At 47.6% G+C, this 18,449-nt stretch carries 12 protein-coding genes and 1 pseudogene; 9 read left to right on the top strand and 4 right to left on the bottom strand.

Annotated elements, in window-relative coordinates; genetic code table 11:
* From PsAD46_RS18425 to PsAD46_RS18400, 6 genes are all read left to right on the top strand, one after another.
* Positions 1-696 (top strand): ABC transporter ATP-binding protein, encoded by a 696-nt coding sequence (locus PsAD46_RS18425; protein WP_014285858.1) that lies wholly within the window; start codon positions 1-3, stop codon positions 694-696.
* A 12-nt stretch (positions 697-708) separates the two neighbouring features.
* Positions 709-1,875: an FtsX-like permease family protein gene (locus tag PsAD46_RS18420; protein WP_063307572.1), complete on the top strand. Its 1,167-nt coding sequence runs from the start codon at positions 709-711 to the stop codon at positions 1,873-1,875.
* A 4-nt stretch (positions 1,876-1,879) separates the two neighbouring features.
* On the top strand, positions 1,880-3,058 hold the full coding sequence (locus tag PsAD46_RS18415; protein ID WP_082596423.1) for an FtsX-like permease family protein: 1,179 nt from the start codon (positions 1,880-1,882) through the stop codon (positions 3,056-3,058).
* A 74-nt stretch (positions 3,059-3,132) separates the two neighbouring features.
* On the top strand, positions 3,133-5,739 hold the full coding sequence (locus PsAD46_RS18410) for a type I polyketide synthase (RefSeq protein ID WP_063307571.1): 2,607 nt from the start codon (positions 3,133-3,135) through the stop codon (positions 5,737-5,739).
* A 1-nt stretch (position 5,740) separates the two neighbouring features.
* Positions 5,741-7,234 (top strand): serine hydrolase domain-containing protein, encoded by a 1,494-nt coding sequence (locus PsAD46_RS18405; protein WP_057460795.1) that lies wholly within the window; start codon positions 5,741-5,743, stop codon positions 7,232-7,234.
* Positions 7,235-7,243: 9 nt separating this feature from the next.
* On the top strand, positions 7,244-7,981 hold the full coding sequence (locus PsAD46_RS18400) for an alpha/beta fold hydrolase (RefSeq protein ID WP_057460796.1): 738 nt from the start codon (positions 7,244-7,246) through the stop codon (positions 7,979-7,981).
* A gap of 33 nt (positions 7,982-8,014) precedes the next feature.
* Here PsAD46_RS18400 and PsAD46_RS18395 read toward each other — a convergent pair whose 3' ends face one another.
* Together PsAD46_RS18395 and PsAD46_RS18390 are read right to left on the bottom strand one after the other, a co-directional pair.
* Complete coding sequence (locus tag PsAD46_RS18395; protein ID WP_082596425.1) at positions 8,015-8,800, bottom strand: 4'-phosphopantetheinyl transferase superfamily protein; 786 nt, start codon at positions 8,798-8,800, stop codon at positions 8,015-8,017.
* Positions 8,773-9,285 (bottom strand): ClbS/DfsB family four-helix bundle protein, encoded by a 513-nt coding sequence (locus tag PsAD46_RS18390; RefSeq protein ID WP_057460798.1) that lies wholly within the window; start codon positions 9,283-9,285, stop codon positions 8,773-8,775. The genes PsAD46_RS18395 and PsAD46_RS18390 overlap by 28 nt, the downstream gene beginning before the upstream one ends.
* A 312-nt stretch (positions 9,286-9,597) precedes the next feature.
* Here PsAD46_RS18390 and PsAD46_RS18385 point away from each other — a divergent pair, with 312 nt between their 5' ends.
* Positions 9,598-10,407: a hypothetical protein gene (locus PsAD46_RS18385; RefSeq protein ID WP_057460799.1), complete on the top strand. Its 810-nt coding sequence runs from the start codon at positions 9,598-9,600 to the stop codon at positions 10,405-10,407.
* 569 nt (positions 10,408-10,976) lie between these two features.
* Here PsAD46_RS18385 and PsAD46_RS18380 read toward each other — a convergent pair.
* Entirely contained in the window at positions 10,977-11,873 is an 897-nt protein-coding gene (locus tag PsAD46_RS18380; RefSeq protein WP_193776969.1) for an alpha/beta hydrolase-fold protein, read from the bottom strand.
* Positions 11,874-12,674: 801 nt separating this feature from the next.
* Here PsAD46_RS18380 and PsAD46_RS18370 point away from each other — a divergent pair.
* Together PsAD46_RS18370 and PsAD46_RS18365 are read left to right on the top strand one after the other, a co-directional pair.
* A complete protein-coding gene (locus PsAD46_RS18370) occupies positions 12,675-16,994 on the top strand; it encodes a hypothetical protein (protein ID WP_063292619.1) in 4,320 nt (1,439 codons plus the stop codon).
* A gap of 419 nt (positions 16,995-17,413) precedes the next feature.
* Positions 17,414-18,046 (top strand): tyrosine-type recombinase/integrase, encoded by a 633-nt coding sequence (locus PsAD46_RS18365; RefSeq protein ID WP_063286833.1) that lies wholly within the window; start codon positions 17,414-17,416, stop codon positions 18,044-18,046.
* Between the two features lie 113 nt (positions 18,047-18,159).
* Here the strand turns inward: PsAD46_RS18365 and PsAD46_RS18360 are convergent.
* Positions 18,160-18,449, bottom strand: a pseudogene (locus PsAD46_RS18360) (HlyD family type I secretion periplasmic adaptor subunit); the annotation flags it as partial.

The following is an 18,449-nucleotide window of genomic DNA, read 5'->3' as shown; positions in this document are numbered from 1 at the left end:
ATGACGAAGACAAATATTCGAATTCAAAACCTGTCCAAACACTTTGAGCAGGGCCAGGTTGAGACCCACATTTTCCAGGATCTCGATCTGAGTATCAAAGAAGGTGAATTTGTTGCCGTCATGGGGCCTTCAGGATCTGGCAAAACCACTCTGCTCAATTTGATTGGTGGTATCGATTCACCAGATGCCGGATCCGTTGTGGTGGACGGGCTTGATCTAGGCTCCGCATCCAAGAAGGAACTGGCGAAATTCCGTTCGCAGACCATCGGGTTTATTTTCCAGTTCTACAATCTGCTTCCCTTCCTGAATGCTGAAGACAACGTGGCGTTACCGTTGCAGCTGACAAGATTGAGTAGCAAAGAGAAGAGTGAGCGAGTAGCGCTGGCTCTAAACATTGTGGGATTGAGTGAGAAGGCAAAGTTCAAACCGAGCCAGCTTTCTGGCGGGCAAGAACAACGTGTAGCGATCGCACGAAGCATCGTGTCCGATCCGGCAATTTTGCTGTGCGATGAACCGACGGGCGACCTCGATCAGAAGACTGCAGATGAGATCATGGATTTGCTCTCTGCGTTGAGCGAAAGCCACAACAAGACGATCGTGATGGTGACGCATGACCCACGTGTTGCCCAACGCGCGTCACGCATCATTCACTTTGACAAAGCTGATCGTTTCACACGCATCGCCGAACCAGCGTAGCAGGAGGACACAATGCCTTTGCTCCTAAAAATGACGTGGCAATCTATGCTTCGCAAACCGCTTAGAACAATACTTGTCATGATGACCATTTCCTTTGCTTTTGCAATCTTTGGTCTTGCTGACGCCATCGACAATGCGTTCTCCGGTGGACGCGATTTGTCTCAAACCAAGCGTTTGATCACAAATCACAAAGTTTCGATGACAAACACGATGCCTATTCACTATGGCGATCAAATAGCTCAACTGGACGGCGTCACCATGGTCACCCACGCAACGTGGTATGGGGGCTACTATCAAGATGAGCGAAACCCAGTGACTGTCTTTGCCGTTGATGCGCAAAAGTACATTGAGATCTTTGATGAACTGGTCTTTGCAGATGAACAGAAGTCAGCATTCTTATCTAACATATCTGGTGCGGCTGTCGGCCGTGCGATGGCTGACCAGCAAGGCTGGCAGCTTGGTGACAGAGTGCAGATACATTCCAACATCTGGCGGACCAAGCATGACACCAATGTGTGGGACTTTGAAATTCTGGCAATCTTTGAAGGCGAAGACACCAACACTGAAACCAACTTATTTCTGATCCATCACGATGGGTTCGATGAAACCAGAAGCTATGGCAACTACAGTGCAGGTTGGTTTTCAATCAAAGTAGAACCCAGTGATACGAAAGAGCAACTGGCGATAGCAGCTGAGATTGATGCTCTTTTTGCCAACTCTGAATCGGAAACGAAGACAGCAACCGAACAGTCATTCCTTGAATCTTTTTCAAACCAGTATGCCGATATCGGTCTGGTTTTGAAGATGGTCATGGGGACTGTTGTGGCAACACTCTTGATTGTATGTGCGTCAACCATCACGCAATCTGCTAGGGAGCGCCAAAGAGATTTTGCCGTGCTTCAAACTATGGGGTTCCGTGTACCCTGGATATCCACTTGGATTGCATTGGAATCTTTCTTCACTGTTCTCATCGGTGCTGTGCTGGGCATCGTGATGGCCATGCTCTTTGCAGGGCGTCTCAAGGTGGTCTTCACAGAACTCATCCCTGAAGTGACGATCGGATTTGGCGACTTAGCATTTGGTTTGATGATCTCTGCTGGCGTTGGCCTTCTCGCTGCAATCTTGCCGATGTTTGAGCTGTCCAACACGCCCATCGTGAAAACCCTGAGCCGGAGATAACCCAATGGTATACCAAGTCATTACGTTGGTCGCGAACGGCTTAAAAAGCACGTTAACACGACTTTCGGGCGTATTCGTTGCCATCTTTTGTGTGGCCAGTGTGGTTTTTTTATTCATATCTGTTCTCTCGATGCTAGCAGGTTTCAGTAAGACTATGAGTAGAACCGGCCAAGAGGATGTTGCGGTCATCATGCGTTCTGGCGCTTTGTCTGAAGTGAACAGCGTCCTTAACGTATCTGATCTACCAGCAATGCTGGCGCATCCTGAGATCGCCTCAGAAGGGGATACCAAGTTGGCTTCGGGGCAATTCTACCTTGTCGTGGAGCTGGCCAAAAAGAATGGTCAAGCTGTGAACGTTCCTATGCGTGGTATCGAACATGAAGAAACCGCACTTCATCCAGATTTTGTGTTGTCAGCAGGTCGAATGTTTACACGTGGCACCACAGAGATTGTTGTTGGTACAGCAGCCTCCGGACAGTTCGCCGGTTTGGAACTCGGGAACACTGTGAACATTCAGGGCGCTAACTGGACTGTCGTTGGATTGTTTGATGATGGTGGAAATGTTTATGAGTCTGAGATTTGGGCTGACTTGCAAACGATGCAAGCAGTGTTCCAACACCAAGATACGCTTCAATCGTTGCGGGTTAAACTGACCTCACCAGCAGTTTTCGACAGCTACAAAGCAGCGATCCAAGGGGATCCTCGGTTTGATCTCCAAGTCGAGCGAGAAACGGACTACTTTTCATCGCATGGCAGTGGGCTCATCACCTTGGTGCAAAAGACGGTGGATCCCTTGGCTATGTTGATGATGGTTGGTGCGATCTTTGCAGCGTTGAATGCAACATATGCATCTATCTCAACGCGAATGACGGAGATTGCAACGTTGCGCGCGCTTGGTTTCACAGATGGGGCAATGTCACTGGCTGTTCTTTTGGAGGCGATCCTGGTTTCGCTGATTGGCGGACTGATAGGGGTCGGAGTCTCTTATCTCATTGTTGATGGCTTCTTGTTTTCTACGATGAATGGCGAAGCATTCAGCCAGCTGGTGTTCCGGTTCAATGTTACTCCGATTATTGTGGCGCAGGGCATAGCAATGGCCTTGGCGATTGGTCTGCTATCGGGCCTTTTGCCAGCATGGCTGGCGATCCGAACTCCGCTTCATATCGCGTTACGCAAAGCGTGACAGTTGCAGTTGCTCACTGCCCAATCAGGGCATTGAGCAACTGTGGCCGATCTTCTGGAGTAGGATGAAAAAAGATGAATGATCCGACAGGTGATATCTCTCCTTTCGACGTAGCAATTGTCGGAATGAGCGGAAAGTTTCCTGGTGCTCGCTCGGTGGAAGCGCTTTGGGACGCGCTGCTTAAGGGTGTCGAGTTAACGTCGCCAAGATTTGCCCCGGTGTCTTCGACAGAGATTGCGCATTCTGACACTCCGGTCGTCAAGCGCATACTGCTCGATAATATGATCGATGATCTTTATGGGTTTGATGCTGAGTTCTTCAATGTGTCGCCATTGGATGCAAAGCTGACGGATCCACAACATCGGTTGGCGCTCGAGTCTTGTTACGATGCCTTGACACGAGCGAATGTGCCCCATGCAAAGAGTCCCCTTGTGATGAAGGAAGGCGACCATCCGACCATTGGCCTTTTTGCCAGCAAGTACAGCAATACTTATTTGCTTGAGCGTGTTTATCCTGCTGTTATCCAAAAGGGTGGGATGTCTGCCTTGCAATCCCAGATCGCGAATGACGGCGATCACCTTGGTCCGTTTATTGCGTATAAACTTGGGTTGAGTGGACCTGTCATTTCGGTTCAAAACGCTTGTTCCAGTTCGCTGGTGTCGGTCCATCTAGCTTGCGAGTCATTGATTTCTGGACAGTGTGATGTGGCATTGGTTACGGCTGCCACTGTTAGTCTTTGGCAAAATGGCTCGTATGATGTCACCGAAGGGGCTCTGACTTCGAATGATGGCCATTGCAAACCGTTTTCGACCACCGCTGATGGCACGGTGTATACGAATGGCGTTTGCACCGTGGTTCTGAAACGACTTGAAGATGCTGTGTCGGATCAAAGTGATATCTATGCTGTGATAAAGGGATCGGCAGTCAACAACGACGCAGAGCGTCGGATGGGCTATGCGGTACCATCGGTTGACGGGCAGAAGGCGGTTGTTTCAAAAGCTCTAAGTACAGCCTCGGTTGATAGTCGTCAGCTTGATTTTATTGAGTGCCACGGCACCGGGACGAACCTGGGTGATAAGATCGAAGTGCAAGCGCTTCAAGATGTTCACAAGATGCGCGAACACAACTCACAGCCCTGCTACTTGAGCTCTGTAAAGGCCAATATTGGTCACCTTGGTGTTGCCTCTGGGTTGGCTGGCCTTATCAAGGTAAGCCTGAGTTTACGGACAAGCCTGCTGCCGCCTCAGCTCAACTGTCCGCAATCATTACCTGAAATCTCTAATAAGGAATCTGGATTTGGAGTGAACCAGAATCTTGCTGAGTTGCCTAAGACCCGGCAGAGGTTTGCGGGGCTGAGCTCTTTCGGTTTAGGCGGAACAAACGCTCACACGGTTCTGGCAAGCTGGCCGCCTATGACATCCGACGCTGAAGAAAGACCGGATACGGTGGGGGGCTCAATCATCTTGCCTTTTAGTGCTCGAACTCAAACAGGGTTGGATCGCTTGATTGAAGATATTGGGCGACGTCTTGAAACGATTGGCCCGGTATGGGCTGATGACATGGCGCGGTGCCTTTATCATCACCGCGAAGACTATCCTGTTCGTGCCGCCGTGGTCGTGGAGCACTGCACGCTTTTGAATTCTCACGACACATTGAAGGATGGCCTCAACTTTAGTGAAGCTAAGGATCTCGTCGAACCATATCTTTTGTTTTCAGGTTCGGAACAGGCGGCTACAGATCTTTTGGATCTCGAAGTCGACGAGGGATATGCAAAGGCCATTGCGCACTGGAAATCTATAGTTTCTGTAGACCTAAGATCTCCATCATTGCTTTCACAAAGGGTTCTTTCTGTTGTGAGCCAGTGTGCCAAGGCAACGCGAGTAGCGACTGAAGTCGGACCTATTGCAGCACTTGCTGGTGATGGAACTGGTTGGATTGCCGCTTTGCTTTTTGCTGGTGTGCTTTCAGGAGACCAAACCGTGGAAATGCTGGAAGGTTTACCAGACAAAGAAGGCGATATTGACATTGATGGGTACGTTAGAAGCTTCCTCAATGTCCGCGGTGTTCGTACTGATCAGGGTCCGGTGCGAGTACTGAACTCACTGGATTGGAATGGCAAAATTGGCGTTCCGTCTTACTTGAATGGGCTCATTGCGGCAGCGTTAAATCAGAACGCAATCTTTATCGAAGTTGGTTCGCCAGGGGCTTTTAGCGAAGCGCATCACGATTTTTCCGCCTCAGGCAACAAACTTGCGTTTCATTCATTTAGTGCCTTGTCAGGTGATAGCTTAGAGCGTTTGCGGGCATTTCTTTGGAGCAACGGCGCAATCAAACTTCGTGCTCCTGTTGCAAAAAGCGGCTTTTGCCCCGCCCTACCAGTACCGGAACTGATCAATACGCATTATGAGATTCCTGCCGCAAAGATACTGGTCGAAGAGATAGATGGAGAGGACCTAGAGCTCTCCTTGAAACAAAATCTTCAACGTCTCTGGCACGAGGTGTTTAGCATCAAGGCAGCGATCGATGATGACATAATCTTTGAACACGGAGCCACCTCGCTAACAATCGCGAACTTTGTCGAAACCTTGTGCCGCGAGCTGGATGTCCACTTAGAGATTGCGGACATCTATGAGTGCCCCTCATTCGCAGCTCAGTTGCAGCTGATCAAGGAACGGATGTGAAATGAATACTGGGCGAAAAATTTTGATTGCTGTGCATTTCGCACTCATTAGTGCGTTAACCGCTGCGTTTCTGCCAATGCCTGCTAACGCGGTGCAGCAGGAGCACACACAATCACGGGCGTATCTTGAGGAACAATTGGATGCATTGATGCGGGATGGCGCCATTCCAGGGCTAGCTGTCTATGTCTCCAGCCCAAACGGTCAATGGACTATCTTTAAAGGCGTGCAAGATCTTGACAACTCTGTTCCTGTGGGGCCGGAGACCATCTTTGAGATCGGGTCAAACAGCAAAGCCTTCACGGGTGCATTAGCCCAACTGTATATTGCGCGCGGCGTCCTTGATCCAAATCGTAGTGTGCAGTCATATCTGCCTTGGTTTACGCCATCCTATAATGGTGTTGAACCTCGTGTCCGCGACCTAATGTATCATACCTCTGGTTTGGCATTTGGTACAATCGAGCATGTTAGAAGTGGAAACTCTGACAGTGCAGAGAAGATCGTTCGGAGCTTAGTCGACGATTCATTGGTGTTCGAACCAGGGACTGCATTTTCTTATGCAACCCTAAACTACACAGTTCTAGCGCTGATCATCGAGGAAGTGACCCAAAAGTCGTTTGCTACGCTGATCAAAAGCGAGATCCTAGAGCCTTTGGATTTGCACAAGACTTGGATCCCTGACGGAACTGCAGCTCCACAGACAAAGAGTGATGGGCACAAGTTACGCTATGGCCAAGCTGCCCGTGTGGAAGCACCACTTCACATTGGTCATGCACCCGCCGGTTACATCCACTCAAACTTGTCTGATATGAGACTGTGGGCAGAGGCCATTTTAACAGCTGCTAAGAAACCAGCTTCTGAGTTGGACACTGCCTTTGCTCAATCATTAAAGCCCAACATGAGCGTTGCGCCATCACCGACCTACGGATCCTTCTATGGTACTGGATGGTTTGTATTCAACACATGGGGGACAGAGTATTATCACGCCGGAGCTAATCCAACATTTTCATCCTGTATCGACATAAAACCCGACAATGATACTGTCATTGTTGTTCTTGCAAACCTCAACTCAAACTTGGTCGCAGAGTCTTGTCGTTCTATCCTCTTTTATCTAGAGACTGGGAATTTTGGACATAGCAGCGAGTTTTTTAAGACAATTGACCGCTACGCAATGGGCTTGTCTGCGCTCGCATTAGTTGTTGTCTTTGTCTCATTGGCTTTATGCCTCTATCGATGTTTTTGCATCTTTAAAGAAAAACGCATCTCTACTCGGATAGGGGTTTTAAAGAGCGGCTTTTCATTGGCGCTTTGGGTCGGATTGGCGACTGGCCTGGCCCTCGTTCTTCCATCCATGCTGTTCTACATGCTTCCCTTGTCAGTCTTGTTTGAATGGGGGCCATTGAGTTTGGCACCGACAATTATTCTGCTTTGGTGCGCAGTCGCACTTGCAGCCTTGTTCCGGTTCCTCGGCACCTGGCAGAGCACTACGCTTAGATAGGAAAACGCGATGATGCCTATTGATTTGTTTTGTATTCCTTATTCAGGAAGTTCTGCGACGACCTATTACAAATGGCGTCCGAAGCTGAATGAAGGAACGCGGCTTGTCCCATTGGAATTAGCAGGGCGGGGCATGCGGATGCGTGAACCTCTCTATCAATCCGTGGAGGAAGCTGTGAGTGACCTTTATGAGAAACTTGTAAAGGAACGAAAGTCATCTTCTTACGTGATTTTTGGCCATTCGGTCGGTGGCCTTTTGACGTTTGAACTAACCCAGAAGATTCTTGCAAAAGGAGAGATTGAGCCGCCGTCACACTTGTTCTTTTCGGCATGCCGCCCACCTCATAGCGCACATGACGAAGAGGTTGTCCATACTTTGCCCAATGATCGTTTTATGGAAAAAATATTTGCGCTTGGCGGAACATCAATCGACGTCCTGAGTAATCCATCTTTGATGGAAATGTTCCTGCCTATCATTCGGGCGGATTACCGGCTTTACGAAACCTATGTGTACCCGGGAAATACGCGCAAATTGCCGTGTCCCGTGACAATCCTGTCCGGAGATTTAGACAAGTTGGCCACACCAGAGTGCCTTACAGAGTGGCAAGTTCATGCACCATACGGGTTCCAGCACAAGGTTCTGCAAGATACTGGGCATTTCTTTGTAGAAGATCGGTTGGACGACACAATAGCCTCAGTAAACACCGTCCTTTCGGCAGTTGATGAGGGGTTACGGGAGACTTCCTGAGGCAATGCCTAAAGAGGCGATATCGCGCTTTTGCTAGCCAATCATCTGGAACGGTAGTTCCAGAAACGTGACTTGGTCATCGCTTGCGCTCTGGCTTTCTATAGCAGATGACATGTAGTGCTTAGGCGTAGGTTGGCAGCTTTGTGTGATCCAGTTGAGTGACGCACCTGTTTGGCTGTCACAAATACGGCTCTTATGATCCAGAGCTTCAACGAAAAAGCTCTTTAAAGGATGGCTCATACCTAGTCCGATACCTTTGATGTATGCCTCTTTCGCAGTCCAAAGCTGAAAGAAGGTTTCCTGTCGCTCAGTGTCTGCCACACTATTAAGGAGATCGGTATCTTGCGAGGCCAAAAATGTCTTGGCTAGGTTTGCGGTATCTATATTGAGATTGACACACTCAACATCGACACCGATAGGGGCCTGGAACGCGACAGCAAAAGCGACAACTCCTTTCGTATGCGAGAGACTGAATTGAATGGGGCCTTCATCACATGCATGAATAAGTTTGGGTTTCCCATGCGACCCGATGGCGAGCGGAACGTCAGAGGGCGTTTGGCACGTCATGGCTCCGAGCGCGAGTCGCTTGATCGCGTGGGCAACGACAAAACTGTCGTGATCGGTGCGAAAGTAAAAGCGTGCTGCCCGAGCGCATTCCTCCGGGCTTAGGTAGTTCTTAAGCTCGTCTGTTTCGCATGTCTCTGGGATCTCAGCAAAAAAGGCAAACGGGGTTTTCTTGGATTGAAAATGGGAAACAGCGAACTTTGAAAGCTGGTCGTTGATACTCGTGATCATGTGATGCCGTTTGCTCGTTTCCATTTGCGTAGCCGTGTGCGGGCGTTGGCATAGGGAGATGAGGTATTGAATTGGATCATACGCCCTAAAGTGTATTTCTCATACCAATTTGCCCCATAGAGGCGCTCGTCTGTCTGATCGGAAATGAAATCGATAATCTCTTGCTTAGCGCCTTTAAAATCTTTCAAAAGCTGATCGAAGGCGACGTCTTCATAATCTGAGTAAAATTTCTGAGCGAGCAGGCCAAGTTGGTTCCATTGAAACCCAGTTTCCGGAAAATCGATCGGTGCATCTTTGGCATCAAGATCAAGCCATTTCAGGACTAAATGGTTCCAGCCAACCAAATAGCTGACTAGATTGTGTACATTCATCATCGTGCCCTTTGCGTGCCCTTCCAGGGTCGCCTCTCTGCATAACGCATCGGGGACAGTTTCAAGGTCTTTGAAAAGTTTTGTAAAATTCACTTCGATTGCGTTAAGCAACTCGCTGCGGGATGTTGGAATCGGCATGCTGAAATGTCCCTTTTTCAAATATTACCAGTCCATCACGTTGCGTTAATAGCTGCTACAGATGGTTGATTTTGATGTTGAGTTCACTGCCTGCGGTAAATGCAACCAATTATATGTTATGGGTTTTACTCTAATGCTGCAATGATCAACTTTAGAGAGTTCAAGAGACTAATTACCTATTTCTCTGGTTGTAGCCCTAGTGGAATCAGCGCTTTGCCTTCATCGCTCATTAATCAAGGCAAAATCAGTTAGCTCACTCATTTGAATGGATAGCGTCTTCTTCACATGTAGCTATGAAAACAGAGAAGAAGAATGAAGAAATCAACACTATTGGCTCTTGTAGCGGTTATGTCCTACATAGATCCAAGTTCAGTAACCGCGCAAAATGCTGCGCATTATGATCATCTATCTGAGCTCGAAGCATACGAGCAATCTTACTTCATCAATCCAAGCACCTTTCTTGGAGAAGGTAACTTTAAAGCAGCTTTCCTGATCCCCAAGCCAGCTTTGGTCATCAAGACCTGCATTAACCAAGGGAACACCCCCTTAAGTTGCCTTTATGAGATGCAGGCTCAGATCCAAGATTACAACGTATTAGAGCGAGACTTTCGGGGTCAGCTTGTTAATTTTTATCCAACAGATCATAGCCGAGTTAATCCGTTCGTGTGTGCTCAACACGATGCAGAAAATCCAAGTAAAGATTGTCACTTCATCCTTGAGGAGTTTCTTTATGGGACCTGGAAGTCATTGCACGCAGATTTTCAACCGCTCGAACTTTCTGACGTTTGTCAATGGTCATACTTAACGGATGAAGCAACTTTCGCTTACGAGCTAAAAAAGGCGATGGAGCCCTTGTTTAATGACGGTGGGTATACAAAGCTGACAGGATCAGTGAATGGGAGTTCTATTGCCTCCCTTTCAAGTACATTGGCCCGTGTCAGTTATGCCTTTGAGGATTTGCAAGGCTCATTTACCTCCAACGGATTTATTATTAGTGACACTGGAGTAGACACTGGCGATAACTATAAAGAGGATCGAAATTGCCAAGTAAACTGGTTGTGTGCACTTGCTAAAGAACTTGATGCGGACGCGTCTTGTAGTTTTATCAGGCAAAACGAGTAGCTGTATCCGCTTGAGATTCCCCTGATTTACAGTCTTAAGCGAGCTGAGCCCCAAATCGTGATGGTCTCAGTTCGCTACAAGTACATAAGAGCCCTGAGCACCAGCCGATGCGGGCTGGACGTCCTCTCGATATGTCTGCGGAGCCATGTGCTCATAGCAAAGTTGCGAAGCAATTTCGGTTAAGCTACAGCACGAGTAATGGTGCTGGCGTACAATGCGAGTAGCCTCCGTGTCTTGGTATGTTATCAGTCAGTACATAAACAGCTTTGCTGTACTGGCTGCTGTAGGAGAGCAAAAAACTTTCATGCTGAAGAGCCCATTGTAGTCATACGCCATACAATCTGCCTTGGCGTATGCAGCAAGTCGCTCATGACCAACACCGGCCATTCAGCCTGCTGTTGGAGACAGCCAAGCAGCCCGATGTTTCAACTCTAGGTTATTCTGGTTCGACTTACTATAGAGAGAGGAAAGCTAGATTTTTCCGTTGAATTTCCTCTCTAGCTAGCCGACCCCAATTAACCGAATGACTTCTCTACAGGAGGAGCAAATTTAGATCGTTGATACCAGTTTCAAAGGTTGGCCCAACTTTCATTGCGATTTTGGCCTGCAAATAGAGCACGACAGGCCCGACTAAAAGCTGGACTGAAAACACTCATATGAGATTCTCCTTTTAAGATTTTGTGGTTCAATCTTAGCCCAGAAATTGAGCGGGAATCCATCTGGTCCACCAGTTTAACGAGATTGGATACCATTTTAGCATGTGCGTCAGCAGCTTCCTCAAGCTCACCTACGGCCATGAATATATCCATTTTGACATTCTGCCTTTTCGTACTCGTTTGCTCTTCTAGCGCAATGAGAAAGCTATCAGCCCACCAGATGGCTGGGCTAATAGCCACATATCGTTGAAATGCTTCTGGCTGAGCAAAGGCCGTATTGAGTACGAATAGTCCTCCCATGGAAATACCCGTTAGCGTGGTTTGGGTCAGATCTAAATCGAAACGACTAGCAAGCCATGGAGATAGTTCCTCTAGAACAAAAGCTAAGAAGGAAGTTGCGCCACCTGCCTGAATTTCATCTTGCCAAGTAAACGGTGCTGGTGCGCGGCGCATCATGGCTTCAAATCGCTTGTCTTCACATGGGGAAAGATCACGTGTGCGAATTGCTAGGTGTTCTGCTTTTTCACCTCTCCCAGAAACATCATACCCGATGCCAACAATGCAGTGTGGTGGAGGCCCATCTGGCTCCATTGCCAGCGAGTTCAGTAAAGTCGACGCAGCACCAAAGCATATGTTGCCATCGGTCACGAACATTACTGGCACAGGACCATTATTAAAAAACATCGGATTTGGCATCGCGACGTCAATAATAAAATATGCACTAACATTCTCAGACCAAATTCTGAAACGGTTTGACCCTAGAATTGGTGTCGGACCAAGATCAGTAAAATTGTTAGTACAGCTGCTCATATGGTATCTCCTTGCTAGAGATAGCAATACTAAGGTTTTGCCTTGCCCACCATTCTTGATTTGCAAATGTTTCGCACTATATATTAATGGGTACAAAGAGTTGCCGTCATTTACCCTGAATAACTTCGGTAAAGCGGCGCGTAAACAGTGCATTCTCCGTTATGCAGATACGACAGATAGTAACACCTCCACTGGAAGTGCTCGAGCAGATGCACAGGAATTACCAGATGTAATTCCGTCATCTGCTCAGCAAGACTTGTTTGACCATTAGCTGCCATTCGATTTGACTCGATGTAATCTCTATCGGTGAGAGTTCTCAACTTTAGGTCGATATTATACAGTCTGGAACTGGCCAATCTAGCAGCTAGCACTAGAATAGTATTTTTGCCCATTTCCGCCACTGTTTCTGATGTCATACAACTCCCACCCGCGTTAAATTACTCCGGAATCAGATCGTCAGATGAGCGAAGATACCGTATTCAAGTTGAACTGCTGTTTTGCCTGAGTATCAAACTATTGTCTGTGCTGAATGATATAAACCTAAAAGGCCTAATCATCTGCATCGAGATAACCTTATAACTTGGCACAAAATGAAAAGGCATCAGAGTCCTGAGCCTGTGCAACCACCCAATGCAACAAGACAAAGAAAATTTTAGCACAAGTAAAGAAAAAAACTCATGAAATTACTGTAATGTATTCACCAATAACAAGACAGGTGTAGTAGATTTACTACAAAGGCACTCATACTCGATAGAAAATAAAGTCATAAGACCATTTCGAGTGACTGGATGGAGTGTCTTGATGGGTAAGGTTAGGTTTGAAGATCAGGAAAATGAGTCTCAGGATCCACAAGTAGAGGCCTGGATCATTGGAATGATGCAGGAGATCAATGCCAAAGGATCTCCCAAGGAGCCGGAACCATCATCTCAGACCGTTGAGAATGGAGATGACGCAGATGGTGACGTGTTCTACGAAATTCCACTGTTTGACCTCGAAGAAGAAGCAAGCTGGACAGATAAACGTAATGTTCTAGCGACAGAAATTACGAGGCTGGTACCCAAAATAGGACATGCCGACAAGCTCGGCGAAACTGTTCCCAATGGCCCATATAAAGCCCAGTTTGAAAACGTAAAAACCAAGTTCTCTGATTTTGTACATGTACTCGGTGCGCAACACTCAGCTCTTTCCTCCAAGGGAGCTGATGAAGGGAAAGTCGAGAAACTTGAGGCTGGCATTCTAGAGGCCTACACTCTTTATGGGGATGTTGAGCTTCTGGCACATAAAGCCAACAAATCAATGGATGAGATCCTTACAGGCTTGCGTGCCCAGTCTGCTAAACTCAACTCAGAGTTGGAGATCCTTTATGGTGAGCGCACTGCCCTAGTAAAATCTGACGTCAATGTTGATGAGGTTGACAAAGCCTATGCAATCGCGCGAGAAGCGCTTCGTGACGTCAATACGGGTATCAATATTCCAAAACCAGAAATGGCTGAGGAGGCGCTGGACCGCACTCAATCACGTAAAAATGATCTGGCAGCAGCCGTGCGGGCAGGTAAGCGGGACGCAGACTCGCGTCTGAACGCGACTATGCTCAAGCTGTCACTTGTTGAACGGGATGTGAGCAAAACGGCTGAAAACAGAGGCGTGGTTGAAGATTCAAAGTTGTTCTTAAAATGGTTTGATGTGGAGCATGAAGCAGCTCAGAAAGCGCTCAGTCAGGCGAACTCAGCAGTTCAAAAGGCAGACTATGTTGGTGTCGAAAAGTTCATTACAGAAGCGGAAGATCATCAAGCGAATATGCAGCGATTTGTCTTGCGTAAAATCTTAAATCCGGATCTGGGTGACGAAACGGATGATAGTATTGATGAAACGAAGCTGAAAGATCCTGAGCAAAAACTACTTTTCAAAGAAACGACGACAATCCGTCGGCAAGCCGAGCAAATTTTCAAAGACAAAAGTAAAGTCGAGGCCGGTGGATCCAACGTTAAGCAATTTGAGCATGAGTTCAAAAATGTTATGTCTTTGACGAAAAACGCACAAACTGACCTTATTCATGGTGAAAACCAGAATGCAGCTGCAAAGAATGATAAGGCCAGAAGCAGTCTTAAGAAACTGGAGGAAATCCGGCAGGAGACCGTTTCTGCAACAAACATAGCCTTTGACCAAGTTGAGCAACTCAAAATCGCTGCAAAGCCTGCTTACGACCTTTTTCCTGAGTTACAGGCTCTTGCTCAAGAAAATGAGCAATATCAAAGATCCTTCAAGCGCTTCTCCAAGCAAATGACGGACTTTGACTTTTTTGTCAAAACCGCAGAACACCATGTACAAGCTGGAGAACTTGTTGCGGCTGACGGGCAGATTACGCAAGCGCGTCGGCCCCTTAACAACTTGATGTTTCGTGTACAGGACTTTGTGCAGTTCACGCCAGAGCAGGACCAAGGTGGAGCAGCTGGGAAGCTGGCCAAGAAGATCGCAATGTTGCGTGCGGATTATGACAAGTTAGCCGCACATACTGGTGACTTCACCGATAATGAAGAACTCAAGATATTCGAGAACTTTTCACAAAAGACAAAGCAGTTCCTTGATGATGCAGATGAAGCCATTGGTGCGAACAAAGTGGAGGAAGCCGCCGATCATAAGGAAAATGCTCAGATTGCCTTGGATGGCATGGTGGTTGCCTTTGAGCGAGGGGTAGACACATCTGCCAAAGTTAATCTGTTCATGGCGGATATTGTTGAGGCTCAGTCCAAAATCGCAGCGCTTTATGAGCGCCGCCGGGAAATTGCCTATGATAGGCAGGCGGCAGATTTTCTCAGTTACAACACAGCTGCAGGTGAAATTGTTTTTGAAGCAGAAGCACTGCTAAATGCTGGGCGTGTTAAAGACGCAAGAGAAATTCTGGCGCAGCTGCCTCTGGCTCTGGCCAATATGGAGGCCTGTTTTGTTAAACCTAAAGGTTTGAGAAAAGGCAAGAAGGCAACGCCAGAGAGTTATGAACCTGCCTCAGTGCCTCAGCCAGAAGATCCGGCGGACTTAAATGTCTCTGAAGCCCTGGTTAGAGATGACGATACCTCTCAAAAAACGCTTGTGAAGTTGCTTGCCAATTTGGCGAAGCTTCAAAAAGGGTTGAATGAGGCCGAGGCCAAGTGGCGTACAACGCTGGAGAATGAGGTTCTGGTTGAGTTCGATGGCATCCTGAAAGAAGCAAAACAGCTTACGGCAGATGCACTGGATATCGCTGAACGGGATACTGAGGATGAAGATGAAGTCATTCCAGATCTACAGCTTGCTCTAACAAGCGCGTATACGCTTTATGGGCAGTTGCAGAGCATTTTCAAAACAAAATCAACCAAGTCTGTGGATGGCGGAAAGACAGAAGTTCTCGATCCTCCGATCTTTGATCAGGAAGAGCGGAAAGTGATCAGGATTCTCAATGATATGAAGCGCCTTCGGGAAGGTATTGAGAGAGCCAATCTCATCTGGTCTCCTAATCTGATGCCCGAGAAGATTTCCGACATGAATGCGGCGCATCAATCTACTCTGCAAAGCCTTGATAAAGCAGAGGGTTTAGCTGACCAAGATGACGTTCAGGCTTTCGAGATATTGCCTCAACTGAAGGTCTTCATGACAGAAGCAAAAGCCGGGCTCACATTGATGCAAAAGATCTTTAAGACCTCTGAGGAGATCAAAGAGAATCTATTGAAGTCTTTGAAGGATAGCATTTCCTATCACCAATCTCGATTTGATATCGGCATTGCAAAGCTGAATGAGGCTGTGGACTGGGGTGTGGATCTAACGGAAACAGAAGCGGCTCACAGTAAGGGAACGGCAGCGGTGACTGGCTTGAAGACGGCAGTCATGAATCGTGATGTGGAGGTTGCAAAACTTCAGGTCGATGCGATTGAGGGCGCGATTTCTGAGCTTAACACTGCAGTTGAGGGTGTCCTTACCGGCCTACAGGATCTACGAAGTCAATATTCCCTCAATGTCACAGATCTGAGCACTCGGTATTCTCTGCTGGGCAGTCGTGCTGACAGTCTGCTTGGCAATGAAACTGAGCTGAAAAAATTCATGGAGAGTGATAAGCTCGCGAACAACTTGCTGAAAACAGCCTCGCAGATGGTAGAGACGTCAACTCAGCTCGATTGTGACACCCATCTGGATGACATCGAGAGCACGCTGGATTTAATGGAGGCTATTCTCACACTGAATGGTGATCTGGGCCTTGAGCCGGAAGAGAAAAAAGTAGAGCCTTCAGAAAGCGACAAGTTGATTGCGCGGATTGCGAAGGCCAGACAAGAGTTGCTCTCTGTCTATCATCTTCGCAATGAGGTTGAGCACATCGCTGAAGCAGATCCAGTGGCTAGGAAGCACTTGAAGCAACTTGATACCGCCTATAACGCAGCAGAAGAGACACTTACCTCTCTTGAGACCGGCAAAGCGGTAGACCCCGGACGCAGCTTTGAGGTGATCGATGTTCAAATTCAGGTGATGAAAACCAGTCTGGATGAAATCAAAGCAGTTGCAGCGAGAAATCCGGAAGCAGCAGCGGAAACGGAAGATCAGAAGACGACAATATTTGCCAGCCGGATTGGTACGTTGCGAGATGAACTCACGACTATGAGTGATCAGGTCAATGAGTTTAAGGACCCTTATGAACGAGAAACCTTTGAACAGCTTGTGAGTGAACTGAGCGAGATCATCAAAGACCTCCAGATATGTTTGATCAACAGAGATTTCACCGGCTGCGAGAAACTGCTTCTTAAGGGCCAAACCCGTATTGATAAAGGAAAGAAGCTTTACAAACTCGGCCGTTTTACCGCTCAGGAGTTTGAGCGTCTTAAAGAGTTTTACAGTATTTCGGTAGAAACCCTTAAGCAACTGAGTGAGAAACAGAATACGCTCAAATCACAGAAGAAGCTTAATCTGTTCCAAGCGCAGCACGAAAAAGCACGGCAAGGCCTCTCCCACATTCAGGCATCAATTAAAGCGGACAGAGTGAAAGAAGCTCGCGGAGATGTTGCTAACGTCGAAAAAGCCCTCGCCGCTTTGCAGGACTTGTTCAAATCAAAACGGGAGAAGTTGAAAGAAACTTTCACGCGCAAGAAAGTGAAGAAATAGTTTTGATTATTCGGAGAAAGCACATCAGCGTTCTTAATGTAGTTTCACGGCGACACATTGCGCTTATCTAGATCTTGTTCTGTGCGGTACGATCCGACATGCTTTCTAGGAGAGTTTTCAAACGCAATTTTCTCCAATACCAGCTTGCAAAACACAAAACTCCTCATCACCAAAGCGAGCCTGTCTCAACCAAAGATTGAATAGGCCTAAGGTTCGTTTGTGGCCCACTTCATAGCAATGCCAACTAGCTAAAGACTTTGACGTTCAAAACAGATGTCGTTTGCTCATTGAAGTCTAAGCTCATCCTCAGAGCATATTACTACTCTGCCACGTCTGTAGATCTAGATCTCAAAACCGTCATCTACATGCAGTAAAATCGGTTCGATGTGGTGGTTGAGGGATGGCATGGAGGAGCTGTTATGACCATTACAAACCTTCCTATGATCCGACCAGTAAAACCAGCCTGGAATCGTGGCAGGATTGTCGGGCAAAAGCGCCCTTTGCTACCAAAGCACGTTTGGGCCATTCGTGTTCGCCTTGAGCTTGCAGGCAAAGTACGTGAGCTAGCTTTGTTCAACACAGCAATCGATAGCAAACTCAGAGGGTGTGACCTTGTACGTCTTAAGGTTGTCGATGTCTTTACTGCAGGACGAGTGAAAGAGCGCACTTCAATAATACAGAGTAAGACCGGTAAGCCTGTTCAGTTCGAACTCATGGAAGGAACCAGATCAGCCTTGTCAAAATGGATAGACAGTCCAGAAATGATCGGGTCAGAGTATTTATGGCCTGGTCGGTTTCATGACAGGCCGCACATTTCGACGCGACAGTATGGTCGAATGCTGAAAGAGTGGGTTTTATCAATCGGGCTAGAACCAAGTTCTTACGGCACACACTCAATGCGTAGAACCAAAGTTGCGCAGATCTACAAGAAGACAGGTAATCTTCGTGCAGTGCAGCTTCTTCTTGGCCACACTAAGATGGACAGTACTGTCAGATACCTAGGTATCGATCTTGAGGATGCACTCTCGCTTTCAGAGAAGATCGATATTTAGAAGACAAGGAGCTGGAAGGGAGCAGCTCCAAATCCTCTTTTAGTGTTTGACCAGATGCCTATAAACTGATTGCCTTCTCTCTGTATGTTCCAGCTATTTTCTGTATATCCGCCTTACTTCTCTTTCAATGCATGAGCGATTTGGTCTTGCATTGGTTTTATGAAGTAGGAGAGGACGGTGCGTTCGCCGGTTTGGATGAAGCCTTCGACGGGCATGCCCGGGACGAGGGTCTGGCCGTTCAGCTTCGGCATTTCGCTTTCCAGGATCTTCAGGCGTGCCAGATAGAACGGCTCGCCGGTGACCTCATCGCGGGTCAGATCTGGAGAGACGTTGAGCACAGCTGCGCCCAGCTCTGGTGTGGTGCGCTGATCGAAAGCAGCAAGGCGCACATAAGCGTCCTGTC

Origin of the sequence: Pseudovibrio sp. Ad46 (assembly GCF_001623065.1) — a bacterium.
Taxonomy (GTDB): Bacteria; Pseudomonadota; Alphaproteobacteria; order Rhizobiales; family Stappiaceae; genus Pseudovibrio.
Note: the sequence above shows the minus strand (reverse complement) of the source record. Positions and strands in the feature narration are given on the sequence as shown.